This window comes from Bacteroides sp. MSB163 (assembly GCF_036416795.1).
In the GTDB taxonomy this organism is placed as follows: Bacteria; Bacteroidota; Bacteroidia; order Bacteroidales; family Bacteroidaceae; genus Bacteroides; species Bacteroides maternus.
In genome coordinates this window covers 4,818,037-4,841,735 of sequence record NZ_CP143867.1, presented here as the reverse complement: position 1 = coordinate 4,841,735, position 23,699 = coordinate 4,818,037, and the positions used below count along the sequence as shown (strand labels likewise).

The 23,699-nt window shown below is 42.1% G+C and carries 18 protein-coding genes and 1 tRNA gene; 11 read left to right on the top strand and 8 right to left on the bottom strand.

The features are described 5' to 3' along the window. Window positions 1-88: 88 nt before the first annotated feature. The gene (locus VYM24_RS18720; RefSeq protein WP_291553478.1) at window positions 89-1,759 is read left to right on the top strand and encodes a formate--tetrahydrofolate ligase; all 1,671 of its coding nucleotides are present in this window, start codon (window positions 89-91) and stop codon (window positions 1,757-1,759) included. A 62-nt stretch (window positions 1,760-1,821) separates the two neighbouring features. Here the strand turns inward: VYM24_RS18720 and VYM24_RS18715 are convergent, their stop codons facing one another. The 7 genes from VYM24_RS18715 to pyrB form a co-directional block, all read right to left on the bottom strand. After that, a complete protein-coding gene (locus tag VYM24_RS18715) occupies window positions 1,822-2,850 on the bottom strand; it encodes a hypothetical protein (protein WP_007218377.1) in 1,029 nt (342 codons plus the stop codon). A 12-nt stretch (window positions 2,851-2,862) separates the two neighbouring features. Beyond that, window positions 2,863-3,051: a hypothetical protein gene (locus VYM24_RS18710; RefSeq protein WP_007214021.1), complete on the bottom strand. Its 189-nt coding sequence runs from the start codon at window positions 3,049-3,051 to the stop codon at window positions 2,863-2,865. Between the two features lie 256 nt (window positions 3,052-3,307). After that, on the bottom strand, window positions 3,308-4,588 hold the full coding sequence (glyA, locus tag VYM24_RS18705; protein ID WP_007218378.1) for a serine hydroxymethyltransferase: 1,281 nt from the start codon (window positions 4,586-4,588) through the stop codon (window positions 3,308-3,310). 104 nt (window positions 4,589-4,692) lie between these two features. Continuing rightward, window positions 4,693-5,445: a porin family protein gene (locus tag VYM24_RS18700; RefSeq protein WP_330942273.1), complete on the bottom strand. Its 753-nt coding sequence runs from the start codon at window positions 5,443-5,445 to the stop codon at window positions 4,693-4,695. Window positions 5,446-5,468: 23 nt separating this feature from the next. Continuing rightward, the gene (locus tag VYM24_RS18695) at window positions 5,469-6,035 is read right to left on the bottom strand and encodes a flavin reductase family protein (protein WP_330940632.1); all 567 of its coding nucleotides are present in this window, start codon (window positions 6,033-6,035) and stop codon (window positions 5,469-5,471) included. An 89-nt stretch (window positions 6,036-6,124) separates the two neighbouring features. Continuing rightward, the gene (pyrI, locus tag VYM24_RS18690) at window positions 6,125-6,586 is read right to left on the bottom strand and encodes an aspartate carbamoyltransferase regulatory subunit (RefSeq protein ID WP_007214025.1); all 462 of its coding nucleotides are present in this window, start codon (window positions 6,584-6,586) and stop codon (window positions 6,125-6,127) included. A 37-nt stretch (window positions 6,587-6,623) separates the two neighbouring features. Further along, window positions 6,624-7,553: an aspartate carbamoyltransferase gene (gene pyrB, locus VYM24_RS18685; protein ID WP_330940631.1), complete on the bottom strand. Its 930-nt coding sequence runs from the start codon at window positions 7,551-7,553 to the stop codon at window positions 6,624-6,626. Between the two features lie 746 nt (window positions 7,554-8,299). On the opposite strand from pyrB, the gene VYM24_RS18680 reads away from it, so the two are divergent. From VYM24_RS18680 to VYM24_RS18660, 5 genes are all read left to right on the top strand, one after another. After that, complete coding sequence (locus VYM24_RS18680) at window positions 8,300-10,621, top strand: transglycosylase domain-containing protein (protein ID WP_330940630.1); 2,322 nt, start codon at window positions 8,300-8,302, stop codon at window positions 10,619-10,621. Window positions 10,622-10,656: 35 nt separating this feature from the next. Beyond that, window positions 10,657-11,022, top strand: a complete 366-nt coding sequence (locus VYM24_RS18675) for a 2-amino-4-hydroxy-6-hydroxymethyldihydropteridine diphosphokinase (RefSeq protein ID WP_291553463.1) — start codon at window positions 10,657-10,659, stop codon at window positions 11,020-11,022. 45 nt (window positions 11,023-11,067) lie between these two features. After that, window positions 11,068-11,817: a 3-deoxy-manno-octulosonate cytidylyltransferase gene (gene kdsB / locus VYM24_RS18670; protein WP_330942272.1), complete on the top strand. Its 750-nt coding sequence runs from the start codon at window positions 11,068-11,070 to the stop codon at window positions 11,815-11,817. Further along, window positions 11,811-13,100: a M16 family metallopeptidase gene (locus VYM24_RS18665; RefSeq protein WP_291553461.1), complete on the top strand. Its 1,290-nt coding sequence runs from the start codon at window positions 11,811-11,813 to the stop codon at window positions 13,098-13,100. Before kdsB ends, VYM24_RS18665 begins: the two co-directional genes overlap by 7 nt. Window positions 13,101-13,225: 125 nt before the next feature. Continuing rightward, on the top strand, window positions 13,226-14,383 hold the full coding sequence (locus VYM24_RS18660; RefSeq protein ID WP_291553459.1) for an MORN repeat-containing protein: 1,158 nt from the start codon (window positions 13,226-13,228) through the stop codon (window positions 14,381-14,383). Window positions 14,384-14,470: 87 nt separating this feature from the next. On the opposite strand, the gene VYM24_RS18655 is transcribed toward VYM24_RS18660, so the two are convergent. Further along, window positions 14,471-15,409, bottom strand: a complete 939-nt coding sequence (locus tag VYM24_RS18655; RefSeq protein ID WP_007214035.1) for a ribose-phosphate pyrophosphokinase — start codon at window positions 15,407-15,409, stop codon at window positions 14,471-14,473. A gap of 178 nt (window positions 15,410-15,587) precedes the next feature. On the opposite strand from VYM24_RS18655, the gene VYM24_RS18650 reads away from it, so the two are divergent. From VYM24_RS18650 to VYM24_RS18630, 5 genes are all read left to right on the top strand, one after another. After that, window positions 15,588-19,934 (top strand): DUF5113 domain-containing protein, encoded by a 4,347-nt coding sequence (locus tag VYM24_RS18650; RefSeq protein WP_330940629.1) that lies wholly within the window; start codon window positions 15,588-15,590, stop codon window positions 19,932-19,934. A gap of 11 nt (window positions 19,935-19,945) precedes the next feature. Then, window positions 19,946-20,674 carry a DUF5932 domain-containing protein gene (locus VYM24_RS18645; RefSeq protein ID WP_291553453.1) on the top strand — a complete coding sequence of 243 codons (729 nt, stop codon included), beginning with the start codon at window positions 19,946-19,948 and terminating at the stop codon, window positions 20,672-20,674. Next, window positions 20,667-22,121 (top strand): AbgT family transporter, encoded by a 1,455-nt coding sequence (locus VYM24_RS18640; protein ID WP_330942271.1) that lies wholly within the window; start codon window positions 20,667-20,669, stop codon window positions 22,119-22,121. The genes VYM24_RS18645 and VYM24_RS18640 overlap by 8 nt, the downstream gene beginning before the upstream one ends. Before the next feature lie 100 nt (window positions 22,122-22,221). Next, window positions 22,222-22,295: transfer RNA gene (locus VYM24_RS18635), tRNA-Arg, on the top strand. A gap of 179 nt (window positions 22,296-22,474) precedes the next feature. Continuing rightward, window positions 22,475-23,641 (top strand): site-specific integrase, encoded by a 1,167-nt coding sequence (locus VYM24_RS18630; protein WP_330940628.1) that lies wholly within the window; start codon window positions 22,475-22,477, stop codon window positions 23,639-23,641. Window positions 23,642-23,699: the final 58 nt, after the last annotated feature.

The following is a 23,699-nucleotide window of genomic DNA, read 5'->3' as shown; positions in this document are numbered from 1 at the left end:
TTTCTTATCCTAAAATCTTGCTATCTGCACTCTTTTTCGTACTTTTGTAGCTTTCAAAAAGAAAGTTTTATTTAAAGAAGTTCTCTGTATGAAATCAGACATTGAAATAGCCCGCAGCATAGAGCTGAAGAAGATTAAGCAGGTAGCCGAGAATGTAGGTATTCCACGTGAAGAAGTAGAAAACTACGGACGGTATATTGCTAAGATCCCTACACATCTGATTGATGAAGAAAAAGTGAAGAAAAGTAACCTGATTTTGGTAACTGCTATTACTGCTACCAAAGCAGGTATTGGTAAGACTACGGTTTCCATCGGTCTGGCATTGGGGTTGAATAAGATCGGCAAGAAAGCCATCGTTGCTTTGCGTGAACCTTCGTTAGGACCTTGTTTCGGCATGAAGGGTGGAGCGGCAGGTGGCGGTTATGCCCAGGTGCTTCCTATGGAAAAGATAAATCTGCACTTTACAGGAGATTTTCATGCCATCACTTCGGCGCACAATATGATATCCGCATTGCTCGACAATTATCTTTATCAGCATCAGGCGGACGGATTCGGGCTGAAGGAAATCATCTGGCAGCGCGTGCTCGATGTGAACGATCGCTCTTTGCGTAGCATTGTCACCGGTTTAGGTCCCAGTACGAACGGTATTACCGAAGAATCCGGCTTCGATATTACCCCTGCATCCGAAATTATGGCTATTCTTTGTCTGGCAAAGGATATAGACGACCTGAAACGACGGATCGAGAATATCATCCTTGGTTTTCGTTTTGATGGTTGCCCGTTCACTGTGAAGGATTTAGGAGTAGCAGGAGCCATCACTGTCCTGCTGAAAGATGCTATCAATCCGAACTTGGTTCAGACAACCGAAGGATCGGCAGCTTTTGTTCACGGTGGTCCCTTCGCAAATATTGCGCATGGTTGTAACTCTATTCTTGCAACGAAAATGGCAATGACTTTCGGAGATTATGTTGTGACGGAAGCCGGTTTCGGTGCTGATCTTGGTGCGGAGAAATTTTATAATATCAAATGTCGTAAAAGTGGATTGCAACCTAAACTGACAGTGATTGTGGCTACTGCACAAGGTTTGAAGATGCATGGAGGTGTCAGTCTGGATCGTATTAAAGAACCCAATATGGAAGGATTGCAACAAGGCTTCGGTAATCTCGATAAACATATACGCAATCTACGTTCATTCGGTCAGACGGTGTTGGTTGCCTTCAATCGTTTTGCCAGTGATACGGACGAGGAGGTAGAAGCAATCCGCCGGCATTGCGAAGAGAAGTTAGGTGTAGGGTTCGCTGTCAATAATGCCTTTGCAGAAGGAGGAGAGGGAGCTGTGGAACTCGCTAATCTGGTAGTGGATACTATTGAGAAGAAACCTTCTGAACCCTTGAACTTCAGTTATAGTGAAAATGACAGTGTAGAACAAAAGATAGAGAAGATAGCTTGCAATCTTTACGGTGCCAGTGTGGTGACTTACAGTATCCATTCACGTAAAATCATCAAATTGATAGAGAAGATGGGCATTGGGCATTATCCCGTTTGCATTGCCAAAACACAATATTCTTTCTCTGCCGATCCGAAAATATACGGTGCGGTGAACAACTTTGAATTTCATATCAAGGATATTGTAATCAATAACGGTGCGGAAATGATTGTTGCCATCGCCGGAGAAATTCTGCGTATGCCGGGGCTTCCCAAAGAGCCACAAGCTATGCACATTGACATTGTAGATGGAAATATAGAAGGATTGAGCTAACTATCGGAAAGTATAAACATAGAAATAGGGGATGCCGGTATTTACTTGCATCCCCTTTCCATTTATTTCAAATCATTCAACATGGCTTTCGGGTCTTTCGCCAACTGTTTCCAGTCGTAGTTTCTCAATAGTCCCAGAAGTGTAGCAATCACGATAACAATACGTGCTGCCCAAAGAACGATGATAACAGCCAATGCAATAAGACCGAACTTCATGGCATAGATAATCATGCTATCATCATCACGGGTTTTACTTCCATCGCTCCATTTTGTTATGGTGGTGGTCACATATAAAGCACCGGCAGCACCCACTAAAGCTCCTGCAATGCCGAATAATATCTTTTTGAGACCGGTAGCCATTTTGTCTTCACGGCGACGTTTAGTAATCATATATCCACGTGGACGGCAAGCGAAAATATAAAGCACGATCCAGATAAAACACCAGATCGCTTCCCATCTTTCACGCCATACTCCGGCATCGGCACGATCTACCAGGTGCTTTTTGTAAGTTTCCACATTATATGCTTTCAGTTCTTTTATTTCTTCAGTGGCATTTTCCATATATTTTTCATAAAGACTGCGTGTTTCTTCAGAAATGGTATCTACTGCCAACTTTTGGCTATAAGTATCAATGTAACTTTGTTGCCGGGTGATAGCTTCGCTGAGTTCAGTCTGCACTTGCTCATCAGTCAGAGCCTGTCTCTTTGCTACATAATCCTGTTCGCTTCCAGCCTGATAGAAATAATAACATCCCATAATGGCTACACAGATGATGATCCACCATGCGAATGTCCAATGCCGCTGTTTGGACCATTCCAGCACCTCGCGCGTATCAGCCATTACCTCCATTAGTTCGGTATCCGACGGGTCATCAATGGCCGCTTCCGCTTGTGTCAGCAGATCTTCCATGTCTCTTGTTTCCTGAGCTGTTCGAGGATAGTAATCTTCATCCGGCTGTCCATGATATCCGGCTGTTTCCCATGCTTGGAACAATAGTTCTTCCGCTTTTTTGTTTCTTTCGTCTTCAGTATTTACATTGCTGTATGTGGTGTTCATACCACCCTGCATGTGTTTCTTGTTTGCTGAGCTCATAGTATTACAGATTTAAATAGTTTGGGAATTGTTGTTTGCTTGTACCTGTCTCAACTGTTCACGCATCTCGGCGTCTTTTTTGTCCCGGTGCCCTTTGTAAGCTCTAAACCCGAAGGTCAGTACATTCCATACACCTTTAAAAAGAGCGATAACAATTTTCAGCATAATCTTACCTGTAGCTACTCCAATGTTTTCTGACATAGTAATTAAAGTTTTAAAGTGAATAATAAATGTAGTTTCCAAAAATAGGGAAATGCAAGCAGGAGCATCCTTTCAATACAACAAAAATAGTGTCAATGCGTAAAAAAAGAGGTCCGTAGCTTTTATCACAAAGGCTACGGACCATTTTACAATTTAACTATATATTTAATTATCTATATATACATTTTTTCTCAAAAACATATATACCTTGTCGACCGGAAAAAACAAAACCGGCTGACTCGTAAAAACAAATTTCTTAATATGCGAACAGCGGATATTTCTCCATAGTCTTATTCACGCGTGCGCGAACTTCGGCAATAACCGCTTCGTTTTCTACGTTGGACAGAACCGTTTCAATCATTTCTGCAATTTCCAGCATCAGATCTTCTTTGGCGCCACGGGTAGTGATGGCAGGAGTACCCAAACGGATACCGGAAGTTTGGAATGCAGAACGGCTATCGAACGGAACCATATTCTTGTTTACAGTGATATCGGCAGATACCAATGCTTTTTCAGCAACTTTACCAGTGAGATCAGGATATTTGCTACGCAGGTCGACCAGCATAGAGTGATTATCCGTACCACCGGAAACGATTGTAAAGCCACGGTCGATTAATGCTTGTGCCAGTACGGCCGCATTTTTCTTCACTTGGGCAGCATATTCTTTGAATTCAGGTTGCAGGATTTCACCGAATGCAACAGCTTTTGATGCAATGACGTGTTCCAACGGACCACCTTGGATACCTGGGAATACGGCTGAGTCGATCAACTGAGACATCATCTTGATTTCACCCTTCGGTGTCGTTTTGCCCCAAGGGTTAGGGAAGTCTTTGCCAATCAGGATGATACCTCCGCGAGGACCACGCAAAGTCTTATGTGTGGTAGAAGTAACGATATGAGCATACTTCACAGGGTTTTCCAGCAATCCGGCTGCAATCAGTCCGGCAGGGTGAGCCATATCGATCATCAGGATAGCACCTACTTTGTCTGCGATTTCGCGCATACGCTTGTAGTCCCATTCGCGAGAATACGCTGAACCACCACCGATGATCATTTTGGGTTTTTCGCGCAAAGCAACTTCTTCCATCTGGTCATAGTCTACGCGACCGGTTTCCTTATTCAGATTATATTCACAGGGAGTATAGATGATACCGGAAGTATTTACTAAAGAACCGTGTGAGAGGTGACCGCCGTGAGCCAGATTCAATCCCATGAATTTGTCACCCGGATTCAATACAGCGAGGAATACAGCTGCATTAGCCTGTGCGCCTGAGTGGGGTTGCACGTTAGCCCATTCTGCACCAAAGATCTCCTTTATGCGGTCGATAGCAATTTGTTCGCTCTGGTCTACTACTTCACAACCTCCGTAGTAACGTTTGCCGGGATAACCTTCTGCATACTTGTTAGTGAGACAGGAGCCCATTGCCTCCATTACTTGGTCACTTACAAAATTCTCTGATGCAATCAGTTCAATACCTTTGAGCTGACGTTGATGTTCTTTTTCGATGATATCGAAAATTAAATCGTCTCTTTTCATTTTGCTTACTTAGATAAGTTTGATAAATCTGTGTTCTCTTATTAAGCGCACAAATTTACGGTAAAAAAATGAATAAACTGTCAGAAAAGACAGAAATTTACTTTCTAAAAGAATACTCCAAAGGAAAAGCTGAGAACATTGTCTCGCCGATGGAAACGTATTTCGTCGGCAGGTGGATCACCTTCGGCGACGCCGTCATCATAAGTGACTTTGCGGGATATATTATGTAGTCCTATATCATAACGGAAATCAAAGAAAATGCGGGAGATGGTAACGGCTACTCCAAGGGTGAAACTGAGGTTCAGCGGACGCAACCTTTCTTTGATTCCCGGCTGGTCGAAGTTCTCAAAAGTAATTTCGCTCTTTTTATTCCAGATATAACGAAATTTAGGTCCTCCGAATACAGCCAGACTATAGGGACCCTCCTTAATAACATTATATCCATAGATCACAGGAATGTCTACACTGTGGATTTCTGAAGTTATAGATGCCATTTCCAAAGGAACATCTTCTGCGGCGGGTTTTTCGAAGGTTATGTTGCAACGGTTAATATTGTAGGATATTTCCGGCTGCAGGAAATGACGTTCAAAGTTGATACGCATAAAGACAGAGCCGAAATAACCTATCTTGTAGTTATTCTGCACCTCGTCTATGGTGATTCCGTTTAATGTAAGATTGGATACAAGAAAGAGGGAAGAGGTGAAACCGCCTTTAATACCGAAGTTCACCGGACGGTCATGGTGATGTTTGCTCAGGGGCTCTTCAACCGCCGTACCGGGCACAAGATGAGATTGCCCCCACGTTGTAGCGGGGAAAAACAAAAGGCACAGGATAAATATTTTCAAAACTTTGTTCATCACTTATCACTAACCATTAATCACTATTTTTTCTTCTCAACAGACCAACCAAATTTACCGATCTTTTCACCCAATTCATAGTATCCTCCATGTACATAAACCAGTGGATTAGCTTCCGCTAGCTCCAGTTTTCCGGTTTCCAGGTTCAGATTCCGGTCGTCGGCACGCACATTTACCACATCGGCAATAAACATATAATGTGAGCCGAGTGACACGATTTCCTTTACACGACATTCTATACATAAAGGGGATTCTTCAATAAGAGGGGCATTGACCACAGTGCTTTTTCCTGGTGTCAGATGCATTTCTTCAAACTTATTGTAGTCTTTCCCGGAACGTATGCCACACCAATCCGTTGCACGCGCCATATCTTTGGTCGTGAGATTAATGACAAACTCCATATTCCGTTTTAGAATTTCATAGGAGTGGCGTTCGGGACGTACTGAAATATAGCACATGGGCGGGTTCGTACAAATCGTTCCCGTCCATGCAATTGTTAATATGTTATATTCTTCCGGAGTGCTTCCACAGCTTACCAATACGGCAGGAAGCGGGTAAATCATTGTTCCGGGCTTCCAGTCTTGTTTCATAGGCGAAGGAGTACGAACTACAAGCTACGAGTGTCTTTCGGACAGTTGCTGCAAACTATACAGCGAGCATTACGCAGCACTTGTAGCTTTTATATTATTTCAATTTCGTTCCTGTTTTGTTCTTTCTCGCAATAATGGCATCGGATCACACAATTCTCCTTATCCACTACATGGAATAACGTCGCCATGGGCTCGTTGTTCGTGATACATTTGGGATTAGCACACTTTACAATGCCGCGAAGTTCTTCAGGAAGGCTAACTTCACGTTTTTCCACCACTTCATAATCTCGGATAATATTCAGCTTCACATTAGGTGCTACCACGGCGATACGGTTAATTTCGTCATCGCAGAAAAATTTATCCGCAATTTTAATAATGCCTTTAGTACCCAGCTTTCCACTTTTGAGATTAAAGCCAATGGTGATATTATTATTCATGTGTTCAAGTCCCAGCAAAGAGACTACAGTGAACAGATTTTCAGAGGGGATATGGTCGATAACTGTACCGTTTTCTAATGCGGCAACCTGTAATTCTTGTTTTTTTTCGCTCATAGTTTTCTGATGTAACTTCAATTGTAAACTTGTCAAATCATTCTTTCACATCATCCAGTGTGATGCCTAATACATCGCAGAGAATAGCCTCACGGGCATACAGGCCATTTTGTGCCTGCTGGAAGTAGTAAGCTTTCGGATTATCGTCTACGTCATAAGCGATTTCATTGACGCGGGGTAGGGGATGCAGAATGCACAAATTGGGACGGGTATGTTCCAGCATCTTGTTACGCAGGATGTAAATGTTCTTCACCCGTTCGTACTCCATGAGGTCAGTGAAACGTTCACGCTGCACACGAGTCATGTAGAGGATGTCGGCATCTGCTATGGTTTCTTCCGTAAAGTCCGTATGTTCCACGTATTTGATGCCATGATCGCGGCAGTAAATTTTGTATTCTTCGGGCATTCTCAATTCATCAGGAGCTATGAAATGGAAAGTCGGGTTGAAGTGGCGCATTGCCATCAGCAGTGAGTGTACGGTGCGGCCATATTTGAGGTCGCCAACGAGGAAAATATTCAGGTTCTCCAGTGTACCCTGGGTCTTGTAGATGGAGTAGAGATCGAGCATCGTTTGTGAAGGATGCTGGTTGGCTCCGTCTCCGGCATTGACGATAGGCACCGTGGTTACTTCGCTGGCATAGCGGGCGGCTCCTTCCAGATGATGTCGCATCACGATGATATCGGCGTAGTTGCTCACCATTTTGATGGTATCTTTCAGGGTTTCGCCTTTCGAAGAACTCGTTGCTTTGGGGTCACTGAATCCGATTACACGGGCTCCTAAGCGGTTGGCTGCTGTCTCAAAACTGAGTCTTGTGCGGGTAGACGGCTCGAAAAAGAGGGTGGCAACCACTTTCCCTTCCAGCAGCCTACGGTTGGGACGGGCTTCAAACTGCTTCGCCATCTCGATCATGTAGAGGATTTTTTCCTTGCTATGCTCGGCGATGGTGACTAAACTTCTGTTTTCCATATCGTTCGTTATTTTATTTCTTTTCGAGAGTTCAAAGGTACGGAAAAGATGCGGAGTACGGAAGAAAGACGGGAGAAAATTTAGAAGTTTTTTCGTCTCCATAGCCGGTGATCTTCAGTTTATGGAACAAAGAGTTTTGCTCTATGAGCTGAAAAAAAATATTTCGTGGGACGAAAAAAAAATCTCACGGGATGAAGTTTCTTATGCGGTGAGATGAATGCCGGAATTTGTTTGGATCATTACCAGCATCAGCAGTAGCTTTTCTTTTTCTTTTCTGCTGTTGTTGTTATATAAAGAATATATAAGAAAGAAAAATGCATTGCTTGTTTTGATTAAAGTGTTGAAAAGTAGGTATTTAACCTTTGAATACCCACTTTGTCCCTAAGCAAAAAAATGCGTTTTTTTGCAAAAAACAGCTTGGAATCGGCCGTTTCCTAAACAAAAAACACCTCTAAAATGATCCGTTTTCTACTCTTTTGGGTGACTAAAATGCCATGTTTCATCACCCCAAACGCCATACTTTATCATCGGAAATGCTACATTTCATTCTCCAAAATACCACACTTTGTGCTTACTGAAGTGTGGCGTTTTACCCATTAAGATGTGGCATTTCCGATGATAAAGTGTGGCGTTTTAAGAGTTTTCTATAGAATTTATAAGGGTGTTCCAATATAATTCCGTACCTTTGCCTTGTTATTTTTACAGGTAATCTATTTTATTGATTTAGTGAATTTACAGTAATAAACATGATAAAGAACATCATAAAAATCCTTTGGATATTCTTAGCCGTCATAGTATTGGCTTGCGTCACTGTTTTCTTCTCCATTGCAAAAGGTTGGATAGGCTATATGCCTCCTGTCGAAGATCTGGAAAACCCCAATTATAAGTTTGCTACACAAATTTTCTCAGAAGACGGGAAGGTGCTCGGTACTTATTCATTTAGTAAAGAAAATCGTGTGTATGTAGGCTATAATGATCTGTCTCCCAATATTATCAATGCTTTGATTGCAACGGAAGATGTACGTTTTGCCAAACACTCCGGAATTGATGCCATCGCATTGTTCCGCGCTATCGTGAAGCGTGGTTTGCTATTCCAGACGAATGCAGGTGGAGGTAGTACGATTACACAACAATTATCCAAACAGCTTTATTCACCCAGTGCGGATAATGTAATGGAACGTTTGTTTCAGAAACCCATCGAGTGGGTGATTGCCGTGAATTTGGAACGTTATTATACTAAAGAAGAGATACTTACCATGTATCTTAATAAATTTGATTTCTTGAACAATGCAGTAGGTATTAAAACTGCTGCCAATACTTATTTTGGTTGCGATCCAAATGATTTAAAGATAGAAGAAGCCGCTATGCTTGTAGGAATGTGCAAGAATCCATCTTATTTTAATCCAGTACGATATAATGAACGCTCACGCGGGCGTCGTAACGTGGTGCTTGATCAGATGCGTAAAGCCGGATATATCACAACGGAAGAATGTGACTCTTTGCAGGCCCTTCCGCTTGTTCTGAAATATACTCGCGTTGACCATAATGAAGGAATGGCAACTTACTTCCGCGAATATCTGCGTGGTGTATTGAATGCAAAGAAACCTGTAAAGGGAGATTATCGTGGTTGGCAGATGCAAAAATTCTATGAAGATTCTCTTGACTGGGAAAATAATCCTTTATTTGGTTGGTGTGAAAAGAATACTAAGAAAGATGGCTCTAAATATAATCTTTATACAGACGGTCTGAAAATTTATACCACTATTGACTCCCGTATGCAGCAATATGCAGAAGAGGCGGTAGAAGAGCACCTGAAAGAATTGCAAGGCTATTTTTTCAAAGAAAAGAAAGGACGTAAAAAAGCGCCTTACAGTAACAGAATTACGCAGGAGCAGGTAGATGAGATTCTTACCCGCACCATGAAACAGTCTGACCGTTATCGTATCATGAAGAAAGCCGGGGCATCGGATGCCCAAATAGAAAAAGCTTTCAATACACCTGAAGAAATGTCGGTATTTACCTGGAATGGTGAAAAGGATACAATCATGACACCTATGGATTCTATCCGCTATTACAAACACTTCCTCCGTGCAGGTTTTATGTCTATGAATCCGCATAATGGGCATGTGAAAGCATATGTCGGAGGACCTAATCATCATTATTTTAAATATGATATGGCAATGGTAGGCCGCCGTCAGGTGGGGTCCACTATTAAGCCTTATGTCTACACATTAGCTATGGAGAGTGGCTATTCTCCTTGTGATGAAGCGCGTCATGTGGAATATACTTTAATTGATGAAAACGGCAAACCGTGGACGCCTCGTAATGCCAATACTAAACGTTATGGAGAAATGGTAACTGTTAAGTGGGGATTGGCTAACTCTGACAACTGGATCACAGCGTATCTGATGAGTAAGCTCAACCCATATTCTCTGAAGCGTTTGATTGAAAGCTTTGGTGTGCGTAATCGTGAAATTGTGCCGTCAGTTTCTTTGTGTCTTGGTCCTTGCGAAATTTCGGTAGGAGAAATGGTCAGTGCTTATACTGCATTCCCCAATAAAGGTATCCGTGTAGCTCCACTGTTTGTAACTCGCATTGAAGATAATGACGGAAATGTATTAGCTACGTTCTCTCCGGAAATGGAAGAGGTTATCAGTGTTTCCAGCGCTTATAAGATGTTGGTTATGCTTCGTGCCGTTATTAATGAGGGAACAGGTGGACGTGTTCGTCGTTTAGGTGTGAAAGCTGATATGGGTGGTAAGACCGGAACAACTAACTATAATGCAGATGGTTGGTTTATGGGCTTTACTCCTTCACTGGTATCCGGATGCTGGGTTGGTGGAGAAGAGCGCGATATTCATTTCGATACTATGCTGCATGGGCAAGGTGCTTCTATGGCATTGCCTATCTGGTCTAAATATATGGTAAAAGTACTTGGAGACAAGACACTGGGATATGATGAAAATGAGACATTCCAACTTCCGGAAGGTTTCGATCCTTGTAAGGATAATGGGGACGTTGATTTTGAATCGGCATCAGAAACTGGTTTGGATGACTTCTTTGATTAAAGTTCAGGTGTCGGTCTAAATTTTTGATTTCGAAAGTGGTTTATACAATTAGCATCGGTAGTAACGAGCAACAGAAAGAGAATCTTTCGTTGGCGCGGAAGCGGTTGAAAGAACTGTTTCCTGATATTCGTTTTTCTACGGAAGAAGAGACTAAACCGCTTTATTTCCGGCGTTCATCTTTATTTTCCAATCAGGTGGCACGTTTTATTTCCAGTAACGATGCAGCGGAAATAACTTCTTGTTTGAAAGCTATTGAACGGGAAGCGGGGCGGATGCCTGAAGAGAAAAAGCAAGAAATAGTCCGGTTGGATCTGGACTTATTATCATGTGATGATACAGTCTATAAACCCGACGATTTAAAAAGGGACTATATTTGCCGGGGATTGAAAGAGATAGAATAATTTTAAATGAGTACGCGTATCTATTAAATCGTAAATATAAACATGTTGAAGTTTTTAGGAATCATTCCCGCCCGTTATGCATCCACGCGTTTTCCTGCAAAACCGTTGGCTATGCTGGGAGGTAAAACTGTAATACAGCGAGTATATGAACAAGTGGCAGGTATTCTGGACGATGCTTATGTGGCCACAGATGATGAACGGATCGAAGAAGCTGTAAAAGCTTTCGGAGGTAAAGTAGTGATGACTTCCGTTAATCATAAAAGTGGCACGGATCGTTGCTATGAAGCATATACTAAAATAGGGGGAGACTTTGATGTCGTAGTCAACATTCAGGGCGATGAACCTTTTATTCAACCCTCCCAACTGGAAACTGTAAAAGCTTGCTTCGACGATATTACGACCCAGATTGCTACACTGGTGAAACCTTTCGTTCCTGAGAATGGATTTGAAGCTTTGGAGAATATCAATTCTCCGAAAGTAGTGCTGAATAAGAATATGAATGCACTCTATTTTAGCCGCTCCATTATTCCTTATCAGCGAAATGCGGAAAAACAAGATTGGCTGAAAAATCACACTTATTATAAGCATATAGGATTATATGCTTATCGTGCTGAAGTTTTAAAAGAGATTACTTCGTTGCCGCAATCTTCGCTGGAACTGGCAGAATCGTTGGAACAACTTCGTTGGCTGGAGAATGGCTATACCATTAAAGCCGGTATTACCGAAGTAGAGACCATCGGCATTGATACTCCCCAGGATTTGGAAAAGGCTGAAGAATTTTTAAAAATATGTTAGACAGAACTATTCAGCCCCGTATTTGTGAGCCGGAACAACTGGCAGTGCCATCTCCTGAATGTCGGGTGATGAAAAATGGCGTACCTTTATATATACTCAATGCCGGGGATAATGAAGTAGCCCGAATTGACCTGTTGATAGAGGGTGGACGCTGGCAACAGAGCCAACGCTTGCAGGCTTTGTTTACCAACCGGATGCTGCGCGAAGGTACCCGGCGTTATTCGGCCGCAGCCATTGCCGAAAAGTTGGATTACTATGGTGCCTGGTTGGAGCTTTCCAGCTCGTCCGAGTATGCTTATATCACCCTTTATTCTTTGAATAAATATCTGCCGGAAACTTTAGATATTTTTGAATCTATTGTAAAAGAACCTCTTTTCCCTGAAAAAGAGTTGGGAGTGATTATCGACAGCAATATCCAGCAATTTCTTGTAAACAGTTCCAAGGTGGATTTTCTGGCCCATCGCACTTTGATAAATGTCGTATATGGCGATACGCATCCGTGCGGGCAATTAGTGCAGAAGGAAGATTATCATTTGATCAACCCTTCTGTCTTGCAATCTTTTTACGACCGATATTATCATTCCGGAAATTGCAGTATCTATCTTGCGGGGAAGGTCAGCGAAGACGCTATCCGTCGTATTGAAACTCTTTTTGGAAGTGAACCTTTCGGTAAAGATTTCCGGAAGCCGGAAAAACTGTCTTATGTTCCGGTAACTTCTTCTGAGAAACGTATTTTTACCGAGCGTGCTGATGCAATGCAAAGTGCCGTTCGTATGGGAATGCTTTCTTTGGACCGACGCCATCCTGACTATTTGAAAGTTCGCGTTCTGGTTACCTTGTTCGGAGGGTATTTCGGTAGCCGTTTGATGTCTAATATTCGTGAAGATAAAGGATATACGTATGGTATATCTGCCGGTATCATGCCTTATCCCGATAGTGGACTGTTGGTTGTCAATGCAGAGACTGCCAATGAATATGTAGAGCCGCTTATCAAAGAAGTTTACCATGAAATAGACCGTCTGCAAAATGACCTTGTACCTGTCGAAGAACTTGCCATGGTGAGAAACTATATGTTGGGCGATATGTGTCGCAGCTATGAGTCTGCCTTCTCATTGGCGGATGCCTGGATCTTTATTCATACTTCCGGCCTCCCCGATTCGTATGTGAGGGATGCCGTAGAAGCAGTGAAGACAATTACTCCTGTCGAGATACGCGAACTTGCCTCATGCTATTTGTGCAAAGAGACATTAAAAGAAATCGTATCCGGCAAAAAAATGTCATAAAAAAGGTGTGATACTCCTTCCTTTTAGCAGATTAATTGTATCTTTGTGCAAATACTATATAGGGCGTGTAACAAGTTGCTGCGTTTACACGTCTTTTTATTAAAATCGCTAATTTATAATTTTCAATGAAATATCTATATACTGCACTCATTCTGGTATTCATGTCCCAAGGCGGGGCGACGGCCCAGGAAAAGAAATCCGGTTTCTTCGACAAAGTAAAAACAACTTTCTCTTCTGAAATAAAGATAGGAACTCATACCTTCAAAGATGGTTCCGTATATACGGGTGAAATGAAAGGACGTAAACCCAACGGAAAGGGTAAGACGGTTTTCAAGAATGGCAATGTCTACGAAGGTGAATATGTGAAAGGAAAGCGTGAAGGATATGGTACTTATACATTTCCTGACGGCGAAAAGTACGAAGGACAATGGTTTCAGGATCAGCAACACGGTAAGGGCATCTACTATTTCATGAACAACAACCGCTATGACGGCATGTGGTTTCAGGATTACCAGCAAGGCAAAGGTACAATGTATTATTATACTGGTGACATTTACGAAGGAGACTGGGTAAATGATAAACGTGAAGGTCAAGGTACATATATCTGGAAAAACGGTTCCAAATATGAAGGTTCCTGGAAAAATGATAAAAAAGAGGGTGAGGGTACTTTTGTCTGGAATGACGGCTGTAAATATGAAGGCGACTGGAAGAACGATGTGCGTGATGGAAAAGGGACTTTCGAATATGCCAACGGAGATAAATATGTAGGCGACTGGAAAGATGACATGCAACATGGAAAAGGTATTTACTTCTTCCACACGGGTGATCGCTATGAAGGTGCGTATGTGCAGGGGGAACGTACCGGAGCCGGCATTTATTATCACGCCAACGGCAATAAGTATGTGGGAAACTTTAAGGACGGCATGCAACATGGAAAAGGTGTATTCACCTGGGCAAATGGTGCAGTCTATGACGGCGACTGGAAAGACAACCAACGTGACGGCCGCGGAACCTATAAATGGAATGTAGGTGATTCCTACGAAGGCGAATGGAAGAACAACCAGTTCAATGGCCAGGGAACTTTGAAAATGACAGATGGAACTAAATATAAAGGTGGTTTTGTGAATGGTATGGAAGAAGGTAACGGTATACAGGAGGATAAAAACGGTAATCGTTACGAAGGCTTCTTTAAGCAAGGCAAAAAACACGGTCCTTTTGTTGAAACGGATAAAAACGGAAAAGTAATAAAAAAGGGCACGTACAAAATGGGAAGACTGGAGTAGAATGATTGAGATTTGAAACTTTAAATAAAAAACAAAGGCTACGCAATATTAAACTGCGTAGCCTTTGTTTTTATATCCAATTCTCTATTAGATAATATACTGTGAACTGATAGACTCATTATTCACCACTCTCTTAATGGTTTCTGCAAACATATCAGCAATACTGAGTTGTTTCACTTTCGCGCATTTCTTAGAGTAGGGGATACTATCGGTAAATACGATTTCAGTCAGACTGGATTCCTGTACACGGAAAGACGCCGGATCGGACATTACACAGTGGCTTGCAATAGCGCGTACTGATTTAGCACCCGCATCCAACATAATGTTAGCTGCTTTGGTGATAGTACCGGCTGTATCTACGATGTCATCTACCAACACTACATTCTTGTCGGTTACATCACCGATAATTTGCATGGATGCAACTTCGTTTGCTTTCTCACGTGACTTGTTGCACAATACCAGGGGAACTCCCAAATACTTTGAGAATGTGCTGGCACGTTTGGAACCACCCACATCCGGCGTAGCGATTACAAGATCTTTCAATTTCAAGGACTCAATATAGGGGAGGAACACTGCCGAAGCATACAAGTGATCTACCGGAATGTTGAAGAAACCTTGGATTTGATCAGCATGGAGATCCATCGTAATCAAACGATCGATACCTGCTACTGAAAGTAAATCGGCTACTAACTTTGCGCCGATAGAAACGCGAGGTTTGTCTTTTCTGTCCTGTCGTGCCCAACCGAAATATGGAATGACTGCAACAACGCTTTTAGCAGACGCTCTTTTGGCAGCGTCGATCATCAGCAGAAGTTCCATTAAATTGTCGGAATTAGGGAAGGTGGATTGAACCAGGAATACATGTGCGCCACGAATTGACTCTTCATAGGAAACAGCAAACTCACCATCAGCAAAGTGGGTGATGTTCATCTTTCCCAGAGGGCAATCAAGGCTTGCGCAGATTTTCTCTGCAAGGTATCTCGAGTTAGTTCCGGAGAATACCATTACGGGTGCTTTTTCGCTCATTTTGTAATAGATGTTACCTATTTGTTTAATATGGCTGCAAAGTTATGAATTTCCCGCTACATTCTACAAGACTTATTGTAGAAAAATCTTTTTTCTTTCCCGGATTTATTTGTAGCTTTGCTAAGTGAAACGGTTTCCTTATATACGATTGGTGGGCTTACTGTGTTTTTGCATAGTAATGATTTCTTGTGTGGGTACTGCTCCCACCAAGGAAGTACATCTTATCGATTCGCTCAACCAAGTGGCTTATTCTTATCGTTATAAAGACCTGGACTCTTCTTGTCATGCTGCCACACAAGCTTATGGAGAAGTAAATCTGTATAGTCAGGGAAAAGCGGAAGCATCCAATAATCTGGGCTTTTGCGCTTTTATGCGCATGGATTTTGAGAAAGCGGAGAAGTTTCATAAAGATGTGTATAGTCTCACGAAAAATGAACTGGAACTGCTGGTTGCCGATATCGGATTGATGAAAATTTATCAGCGGACGGCCATGAACAAAGAATTTTATGACTATCGGAACAGTGCCCTCCGTCGCATGAAACGAATAGATGAAGATAACAAGCTTTTCGTAGATAAGCACGAACGGTTGAGACTGAACTATGCACGCTCCGAATTTTATATTGTTTCCGCAGTTTATTACTACTATCTGCAACAACGTCCGGAAGCGGTGGCTTCTATTAACGAAATATATCCGCAGGAAGAACTTGCGGCAGATACAAACCAGTTACTGTATTATCATTATATAAAAGGATCAGCAGCACTTTGTGATGGTGAAACGGCGGACGAACGTCGTTTGCGTGAATTCGACGAACTGTATACAACTTGGAAAATGGCATCCCGCGGAGGATACTTGTATTTTGAAGGTAATGGAGTGCAGGGGCTTGCTAATCTGATGGCATCTCCCGATAATTACGACTTTTTCCAGGTCAGGCGTTCTCATGCGTTGAAACAGTTTGATGTTCCCGTGGATTCTTTGTTGCCCATGCATTTAGGACAATTGGCTTTGAAGAAATTCAAGCAATATAATGATGTGTATCAGATTGCTGGTGCCTATGTTTCTATTGGTAAATATCTGAATGCGCATGATAACTACGCCGAAGCATTGGATACATTGACGCTTGCCTTGGAGTGTGTGAACAGCCATCATCGCCGTTTTTATGATTGCCACGATAGCTTGGACTGGTTGAAAACCTATGATATACGGGATACCATTTCTTCAGAAAAAGCATGGATAGAGCGTAAGTTAAGGACCGTTCCGGAATGGATTTCACGTATTCGCGAACAACTGAGTGTGACGTATGCCGGACTGGAAATGAAACAACACTCCGATTACAATCGCAATATTTATCTGGATATTCTGGAAGATACCCGGCAGGATAAGGAGTTGGAAAGCCGTTATCAGGCTTTGGAAAGTGAAGCCCGGCAACTCAATATTTTACTCTTCTTTGTGATTGTCGGTTTTATACTGGTGGTTTTATTCTTTTGGATATTCAATAAGCGGTCTAAAGAACGTAATCATGTCCATTTGCACCGTTTGAGGCAGATGTTGGACATTTGTCAGAAAATAACTGCTTCTATTCCCACGGACGCACAGACGGAAGAAGAAATTGTAGATGCCATTCTTTCTGCTGTGCAGACAGATATAGAGGAACTTTTCAGTGTAAAAGACATTCGGATAGAAAATGGGCAGTTGGTATTACCCGAACGGCTAACGAAAGATGAGAAAGCAATACTACATGTGATTGCTCCCTATATTACATGGGCGCTTGATAATGGCATGACCTCCATTTCGCTGGGTGACGAACGTCGTCGGTTGGAGAAAGAACGGTATGTGTACGAACAGCATATAGCTGGAAATAAACGTCAGAATCTTATAAAGAAAGCGTGTATGGCCATTGTGAACGGTATTCATCCGTACATAGACCGTATTATTAATGAAGTGCATAAACTGACGGAAAAGGGTTTTATCCATGACGAACACATCAAAGCTGAGAAGTATCAATATATGGACGAATTGGTGACAACCATCAATGAATACAATGATATCCTTGCTTTATGGATTAAAATGAAACAGGGTAGCCTGAGCTTGAATATAGAAACGTTCGGATTGAACGAGCTTTTTGATCTGATACGGAAAGGAAGCCGTGCCTTCGAAATGAAACAGCAACAACTGGAAGTGACGCCAATGGATACCTATGTGAAAGCTGACAAGGCGTTGACGCTGTTTATGATAAACACGCTTGCAGAAAATGCCCGTAAATATACTCCAAAGGGAGGTAAGGTAAAAGTCTATGCAAATTCGACAGAAGAATATGTGGAAATCTCAGTAGAGGATACCGGTTATGGCCTTTCAGAAGAAGATGTGACGCGTATTGTCGGTGAGAAATTGTATAATTCGCAGGAAATAGGCATATTGGATGCTGCCGATCGGGAAGAACTACTGAAAAACAAAGGGAGCGGCTTCGGCCTGATGAATTGTAAAGGTATCATTGAGAAATACCGGAAGACGAACGAAGTATTCAGAGTCTGTTTGTTCAATGTAGAAAGTACTTTAGGAAAGGGCAGCCGTTTTTATTTCCGCCTGCCTACAGGAGTGCGTAAAACTTTGATGGTATTTCTGTGCATATTCTTTTCTATAGGCATGAGTTCGTGCAATAAATCAGTGGAGGAAGCGGTGATGCAACCGGATGAAATCTATGCGCAAACGGCTCAGGATTCTTTGTCATTAACTGCGGAAAATGAGTTTGAAGCTCTGTTGAATGAGGCGTCCGACTATGCTAATGATGCCTATTATAGTAATGTGGAAGGAAATTTTGAACAGGCTTTGGAATATGTAGATTCTGCCATGTCTTGTCTGAATGCGCATTATAAAAGGTATGCCCAGGATCCGCGGCGCTACATGTCATTGAGAGGAGATGGGGAGCCGGGGGAATTATCCTGGTGGAATGAGCTTTTCAATTCGGACTTTCATGTCATTCTGGATATCCGGAATGAGGCGGCTGTCGCTTTTCTGGCTTTGAAACAATGGGATGCGTACAGTTATAATAATGCCGCCTATACTACCATGTACAAATTGTTGGGTGAAGACCAGTCATTGGAAGAATATTGTCGTCAACTGGAACGTTCTACCAATAATAAGATGGTGGGTGTTATCTTGTTTATCGGACTTATAGCTATGTTGCTTTTAGGATATTATATTCTGTATATTCGCAAACGTCTTGTAAACCGTTGGAATCTGGAACAGGTTTTGGAAATCAATAGACAGATATTTGCTGCCTCCCTGATACAAGTTCCCGAAACAGAAGAGGCATTGCAACGGGAAGAAGATACCCTGAAAGCTATTCCTCAACGTATCGTTGACGAAGGCTTTGATGCTATAAATGAGTTGCTAAGTATTGATCGGTTGGGAATCGCCGTTTATAATGAAACGACACATCAACTGGAATATGCGTCAAATTCTATAGAAAATGAGTTGTCCTCTACGGGAGATAATGGATCATCTGCGGCAGAAGATGAACTTTGGAAGGAAGTAGTTCAACGCTGTTTTGAACAGCATACTCAACTGTCCGCACCGAGATTTGAAGCTTTGCCTTTGGTGGTGGATGCTGCGGGTGATTCGCGCTGTGTGGGTGTGTTATATCTTGAACGGCAAGAGAATGTTGATCAAGAGACGGCTCATCTATTGCTGGAATTGATTGCGCGGTATATAGCGATTGTGGTCTTCAATGCAGTTGTGAAACTGGCAACAAAATACCGCGACATCGAAGCTGCGCATGAAGAAGCACACCGGGCGTCATGGGAGGACGGTATGTTGCATGTGCAGAATATGGTGCTTGATAATTGTCTTTCCACCATCAAGCACGAGACGATTTATTATCCGAATAAGATCAAGCAACTCATTGGTAAACTTCGTTCAGGTATTCTCTCAGAAACGGAAGAAAAGGAGATGGTTTCAGCTATCGGCGAATTGATAGAATATTATAAAGGTATATTTACCATATTGAGTTCGTGCGCATCGCGCCAATTGGAAGAGGTTACGTTCCGTCGAGGGATAATTTCCGTACCGGAGTTGTTTGTTTTGGCAGAAAAATATTTCCGTAAAGCGAATAAGGGAAAAGGGTTTGCTGTATCTTTCTCTACGAAAGTTATTGATGAAAGAGTGGTCGGAGATTTTATCCAACTTCGTTTCTTATTGGAGAATCTGATAGATGAAGCTTTGTCTGTTCCTCTGGATGGAGAAATACATTTGGCGGCAGCAGTAGACGGAGAATATATTCGTTTCCTTTTCACTGATATGCGAAGGACGAAAACCCGTGAGGAATTAAATCAACTTTTCTATCCAAACCTGGAACGTATGACGGCAACAGGAGAAAAAGGAGAGTTGCGAGGTACGGAGTATCTCGTCTGCAAGCAGATTATTCGCGACCATGACGAGTTTGCCGGAAAACGTGGCTGTCGCATCAATGCTGAACCGGCTGAGAATGGTGGATTTACAGTTTATTTTACGATACCGAGAAGAAAATAAAATTAAAGAATATGGAAGACAAGAAATTCAAAGTAATTATTGTAGAAGACGTCAAGCTTGAATTGAAAGGAACGGAAGAAATCTTCCGTCATGAAATACCCAATGCAGAAGTTATCGGTACGGCCATGACCGAAAGTGAATTCTGGACATTGATAGAAGCCGGAGTTCCTGATTTGGTATTACTGGATTTAGGTTTGGGTGGTTCTACTACTATTGGTGTGGATATCTGCCGGAATATATTTAAACGCTACCCGGGAGTACACGTACTCATATTTACCGGAGAAATTCTGAATGAAAAGCTTTGGGTGGATGTTCTGAATGCGGGTGCTGACGGTATTATTTTGAAAACAGGTGAGTTGCTTACGAAAACAGATGTACAGGCAGTAATGGATGGAAAGAAGCTGGTTTTTAATTATCCTATTTTGGAAAAAATTGTAGACCGTTTCAAGCAATCTGTTGCGAATGATGCCAAACGTCAGGAAGCGGTTATCAGTTATGATATTGATGAGTATGACGAGCGTTTCCTACGCCATCTGGCATTGGGGTATACCAAAGATATGATTGCTAACTTGAAAGGTATGCCTTTTGGAGTTAAATCTCTGGAAAAGCGTCAGAATGATTTGGTAAACCGTCTGTTTCCACAAGGAGAGCGGATAGGAGTGAATGCAACCCGTCTGGTTGTGCGTGCTTTAGAACTCCGTATTCTTGATATAGATAATCTGGAAGCAGATGATGAATAACAAATGGCGTCTGCCGCATCCGGCAACAATGTTTCTCTTGTTGACGCTGGCTGTCATTGTCTTATCATGGATATTTGACATTTACGGCCTGAGCGTGTTTCAACCGCAAACAGGGGAGGAAATACGGGTACAAAGTTTGCTTAGCCCGGAAGGTGTTCGTTGGCTGTTGCGGCATGTGGTTACTAATTTCACGGGGTTTGCTCCGCTGGGCTTAGTAATTGTGGCTATGTTTGGTATCGGGGTGGCACAACATTCAGGTTTTATAGATGCCTGTATCCGCAGTGGGGCACGTCGTAAGCATAATCCATGGCGCATGGTGATACTGGTTATTTTCTTGGGATTACTTTCCAATGTAGTAGGGGATGCCGGATACATTATTCTTTTACCGATTGCAGCAACTTTGTTCCATTCGGTCGGGCTGCATCCGGTTGCAGGTATTATTACGGCATACGTTTCTGTTTCGTGTGGGTATAGTGCTAACCTGATGCTAAGTACTTTGGATCCTATGCTTGCTGCCAGTACCCAAGAAGCTACGGATATGGCAAATGTGTCACCTGGAAATACAGGGCCTTTGTGTAATTACTATTTCTTGTTTGCATCTACTTTCTTGCTGGCTTTTATTATTTATCAGGTAACTCGCCGTAATCTTCTTCCGGCTTTGGGGGAATATGCCGGTCATATTCGTTTCAATGGTTATAAACAATTATCCCGCAAAGAACGTCGCGCTATGATAGGTGCAGTATCTATCGGGGTGATTTATACAACCGTGATTCTTTGGGCTACTTTCTCTTCATGGGGTATTTTGCGTAGTGTGAATGGTGGGCTGATCCGTTCTCCTTTTATAGAGGGCATTCTGTTTCTGCTTTCTTTTGGTATCGGGCTTATGGGGATGGTTTATGGCTTTGCTTCCGGTCGTTACCGTACAGATGGAGATGTGATTGAGGGACTTACTCAACCTATGAAATTGTTAGGTGTTTACTTTGTTATCGCTTTCTTTGCTGCTCAGATGTTTGCGTGTTTCGAGTATTCTCATTTGGATAAATGTATAGCCATTATGGGAGCGGACATGCTTTCGTCCATTCATCTTGGGAGTTTATGGATACTCATTCTATTTATTCTCTTTACAGCACTTGTGAACCTTATTATGGTCTCTGCCACTGCCAAGTGGACTTTCATGTCCTTCATCTTTGTTCCGTTCTTTGCTAATATGGGGATTTCTCCAGATATGGTACAATGCGCTTTTCGTATTGGCGACAGTGCCACCAATGCCATCACTCCTTTCATGTTCTATATGCCTCTTATCCTTACTTACATGCAGCAATATGATAAGCAAGCGACCTATGGTTCATTACTGAAATATACCTGGAGATATTCTCTATATATATTATTAGCTTGGACTTTGTTATTTATTTTATGGTATGTAACTGGTTTACCATTAGGATTATAACATCTAATCGGATATAAAAGCATCTATTTACAAAATATTTTCTGCGTAAAATCTTTGCAAGTTTCACAGAAAAGCGTACCTTTGCACCGCAATTAAGGATGGTTCCGTAGCTCAGCTGGATAGAGCAACGCCCTTCTAAGGCGTGGGTCAAGCGTTCGAATCGCTTCGGAATCACAACGAAAAGGCAAGTAGTCGATAAAAAGACTGCTTGCCTTTCGTCATTTTACAGGTTATCAACAACTTACTACCTTGGCATTCCTGGCAAAATTCGTGCAGAAAGTAGGTAACATGGTAGAAACATAGCTTTCCGGAGATACATTTTTAGGCTGGTAGAAATAATTTAGAAAACAAAAATGAGTACGGTAAGAGTCATCCAGAACAAGCAGAGATTGACCAAAGAAGGCAATGCTCCGCTATATATAACCTTTTATATTGGCAAAGAAAAACTGATGCTTCCTTGCAAAGTATCCGTGTCCGCCACTAAGTTTGACGAGAAAAGCGGACTCCTCAAAGGGAACAGCAAAGAGGCTAAAGATATTAATCTCATTGTGAACAATATGAAGGCACGTGTCAATGACATACTTGTCAAGTTCCGCCTAAGGAACCAAGCTATAACTAAGGACATCTTCATGCGGGAGTACAATAATCCCAGCGATTATAAGACCTTTCATGATTTCGTGAAGGAATATATGAAAACTTACAGCAGGCGTATAGAGATGGGAACATTTAAACACCATCTAAGTTGCATGAAGAAGTTCAAGGCATATAATGAACTGCTACAGTTTCGGGAACTTACTCCGGATTATCTGACAGATTATTTGGTCTACATGAAGAAAGAACTTGGCAATACAGAGATAACCGCACAACGGAATATGTCCACCATCAAGATATATGTTACCGCAGCTTACAGAAAAGGTTTCCTGGATGAAAATCCTTTTCAGGACTTCCATATTAAAAGGATAAAGAGTGATGTTGATTATCTTACAGAAGAAGAACTGATGCAGTTTGTGCAGTTATACTACCAACGAACCTTGCCGGAAAAGCTTCAGTTGACTTTGGCATTTTTTCTTTTTATGTGCTTTACAAGCATGCATATTACGGATGCCCGCATGTTCTGCATAGAGCAGGTAAACAATGATGTACTGACTTACTACCGTGTGAAGAACCGGAACTGCAAACCGGAACCGATAAAGATCCCGATGCCGGTACCCGCTAAAAAACTTTTGGAAGAATGGTCAGAAGGTAAGGAAGAAGGACGTTTATTCAGGAACGTTCAATGTGATCAGGTCATTAACCGTCAGTTGAAGACCATTGCAAAGGAATTAGGAATTAACAAAAAGATATCGGCCAAAACAGGAAGGCATACGTTTGCGACTATTTATCTCAGAAAAACGAAAGACTTGTCCAGCCTGCAAAAACTGCTTGGGCACAGTAATATCCGGGAAACAATGATTTATGCACATGTCATGGATGAAAGCAAACGGGAAGGCATGCAATGCTTCAACAGCTTCACCCTATAATAAGGCTAAAAAACGTGCAATCGTGCGGATGAATCATAACCTCTTACTTTTCAAAACA

Excerpts from the sequence above, each read along its gene's own strand:
- pyrI (WP_007214025.1), bottom strand. The coding sequence starts at position 6,586 with ATGAGCGAAAAAAAACAAGAATTACAGGTTGCCGCATTAGAAAACGGT.
- VYM24_RS18640 (WP_330942271.1), top strand. The coding sequence starts at position 20,667 with ATGAATAACAAATGGCGTCTGCCGCATCCGGCAACAATGTTTCTCTTG.
- VYM24_RS18720 (WP_291553478.1), top strand. The coding sequence starts at position 89 with ATGAAATCAGACATTGAAATAGCCCGCAGCATAGAGCTGAAGAAGATT.
- VYM24_RS18695 (WP_330940632.1), bottom strand. The coding sequence starts at position 6,035 with ATGAAACAAGACTGGAAGCCCGGAACAATGATTTACCCGCTTCCTGCC.
- VYM24_RS18715 (WP_007218377.1), bottom strand. The coding sequence starts at position 2,850 with ATGAGCTCAGCAAACAAGAAACACATGCAGGGTGGTATGAACACCACA.
- VYM24_RS18660 (WP_291553459.1), top strand. The coding sequence starts at position 13,226 with ATGAAATATCTATATACTGCACTCATTCTGGTATTCATGTCCCAAGGC.
- VYM24_RS18645 (WP_291553453.1), top strand. The coding sequence starts at position 19,946 with ATGGAAGACAAGAAATTCAAAGTAATTATTGTAGAAGACGTCAAGCTT.
- VYM24_RS18710 (WP_007214021.1), bottom strand. The coding sequence starts at position 3,051 with ATGTCAGAAAACATTGGAGTAGCTACAGGTAAGATTATGCTGAAAATT.
- VYM24_RS18680 (WP_330940630.1), top strand. The coding sequence starts at position 8,300 with ATGATAAAGAACATCATAAAAATCCTTTGGATATTCTTAGCCGTCATA.
- VYM24_RS18665 (WP_291553461.1), top strand. The coding sequence starts at position 11,811 with ATGTTAGACAGAACTATTCAGCCCCGTATTTGTGAGCCGGAACAACTG.
- VYM24_RS18650 (WP_330940629.1), top strand. The coding sequence starts at position 15,588 with ATGATTTCTTGTGTGGGTACTGCTCCCACCAAGGAAGTACATCTTATC.
- glyA (WP_007218378.1), bottom strand. The coding sequence starts at position 4,588 with ATGAAAAGAGACGATTTAATTTTCGATATCATCGAAAAAGAACATCAA.
- VYM24_RS18700 (WP_330942273.1), bottom strand. The coding sequence starts at position 5,445 with ATGAACAAAGTTTTGAAAATATTTATCCTGTGCCTTTTGTTTTTCCCC.
- pyrB (WP_330940631.1), bottom strand. The coding sequence starts at position 7,553 with ATGGAAAACAGAAGTTTAGTCACCATCGCCGAGCATAGCAAGGAAAAA.
- VYM24_RS18655 (WP_007214035.1), bottom strand. The coding sequence starts at position 15,409 with ATGAGCGAAAAAGCACCCGTAATGGTATTCTCCGGAACTAACTCGAGA.
- VYM24_RS18630 (WP_330940628.1), top strand. The coding sequence starts at position 22,475 with ATGAGTACGGTAAGAGTCATCCAGAACAAGCAGAGATTGACCAAAGAA.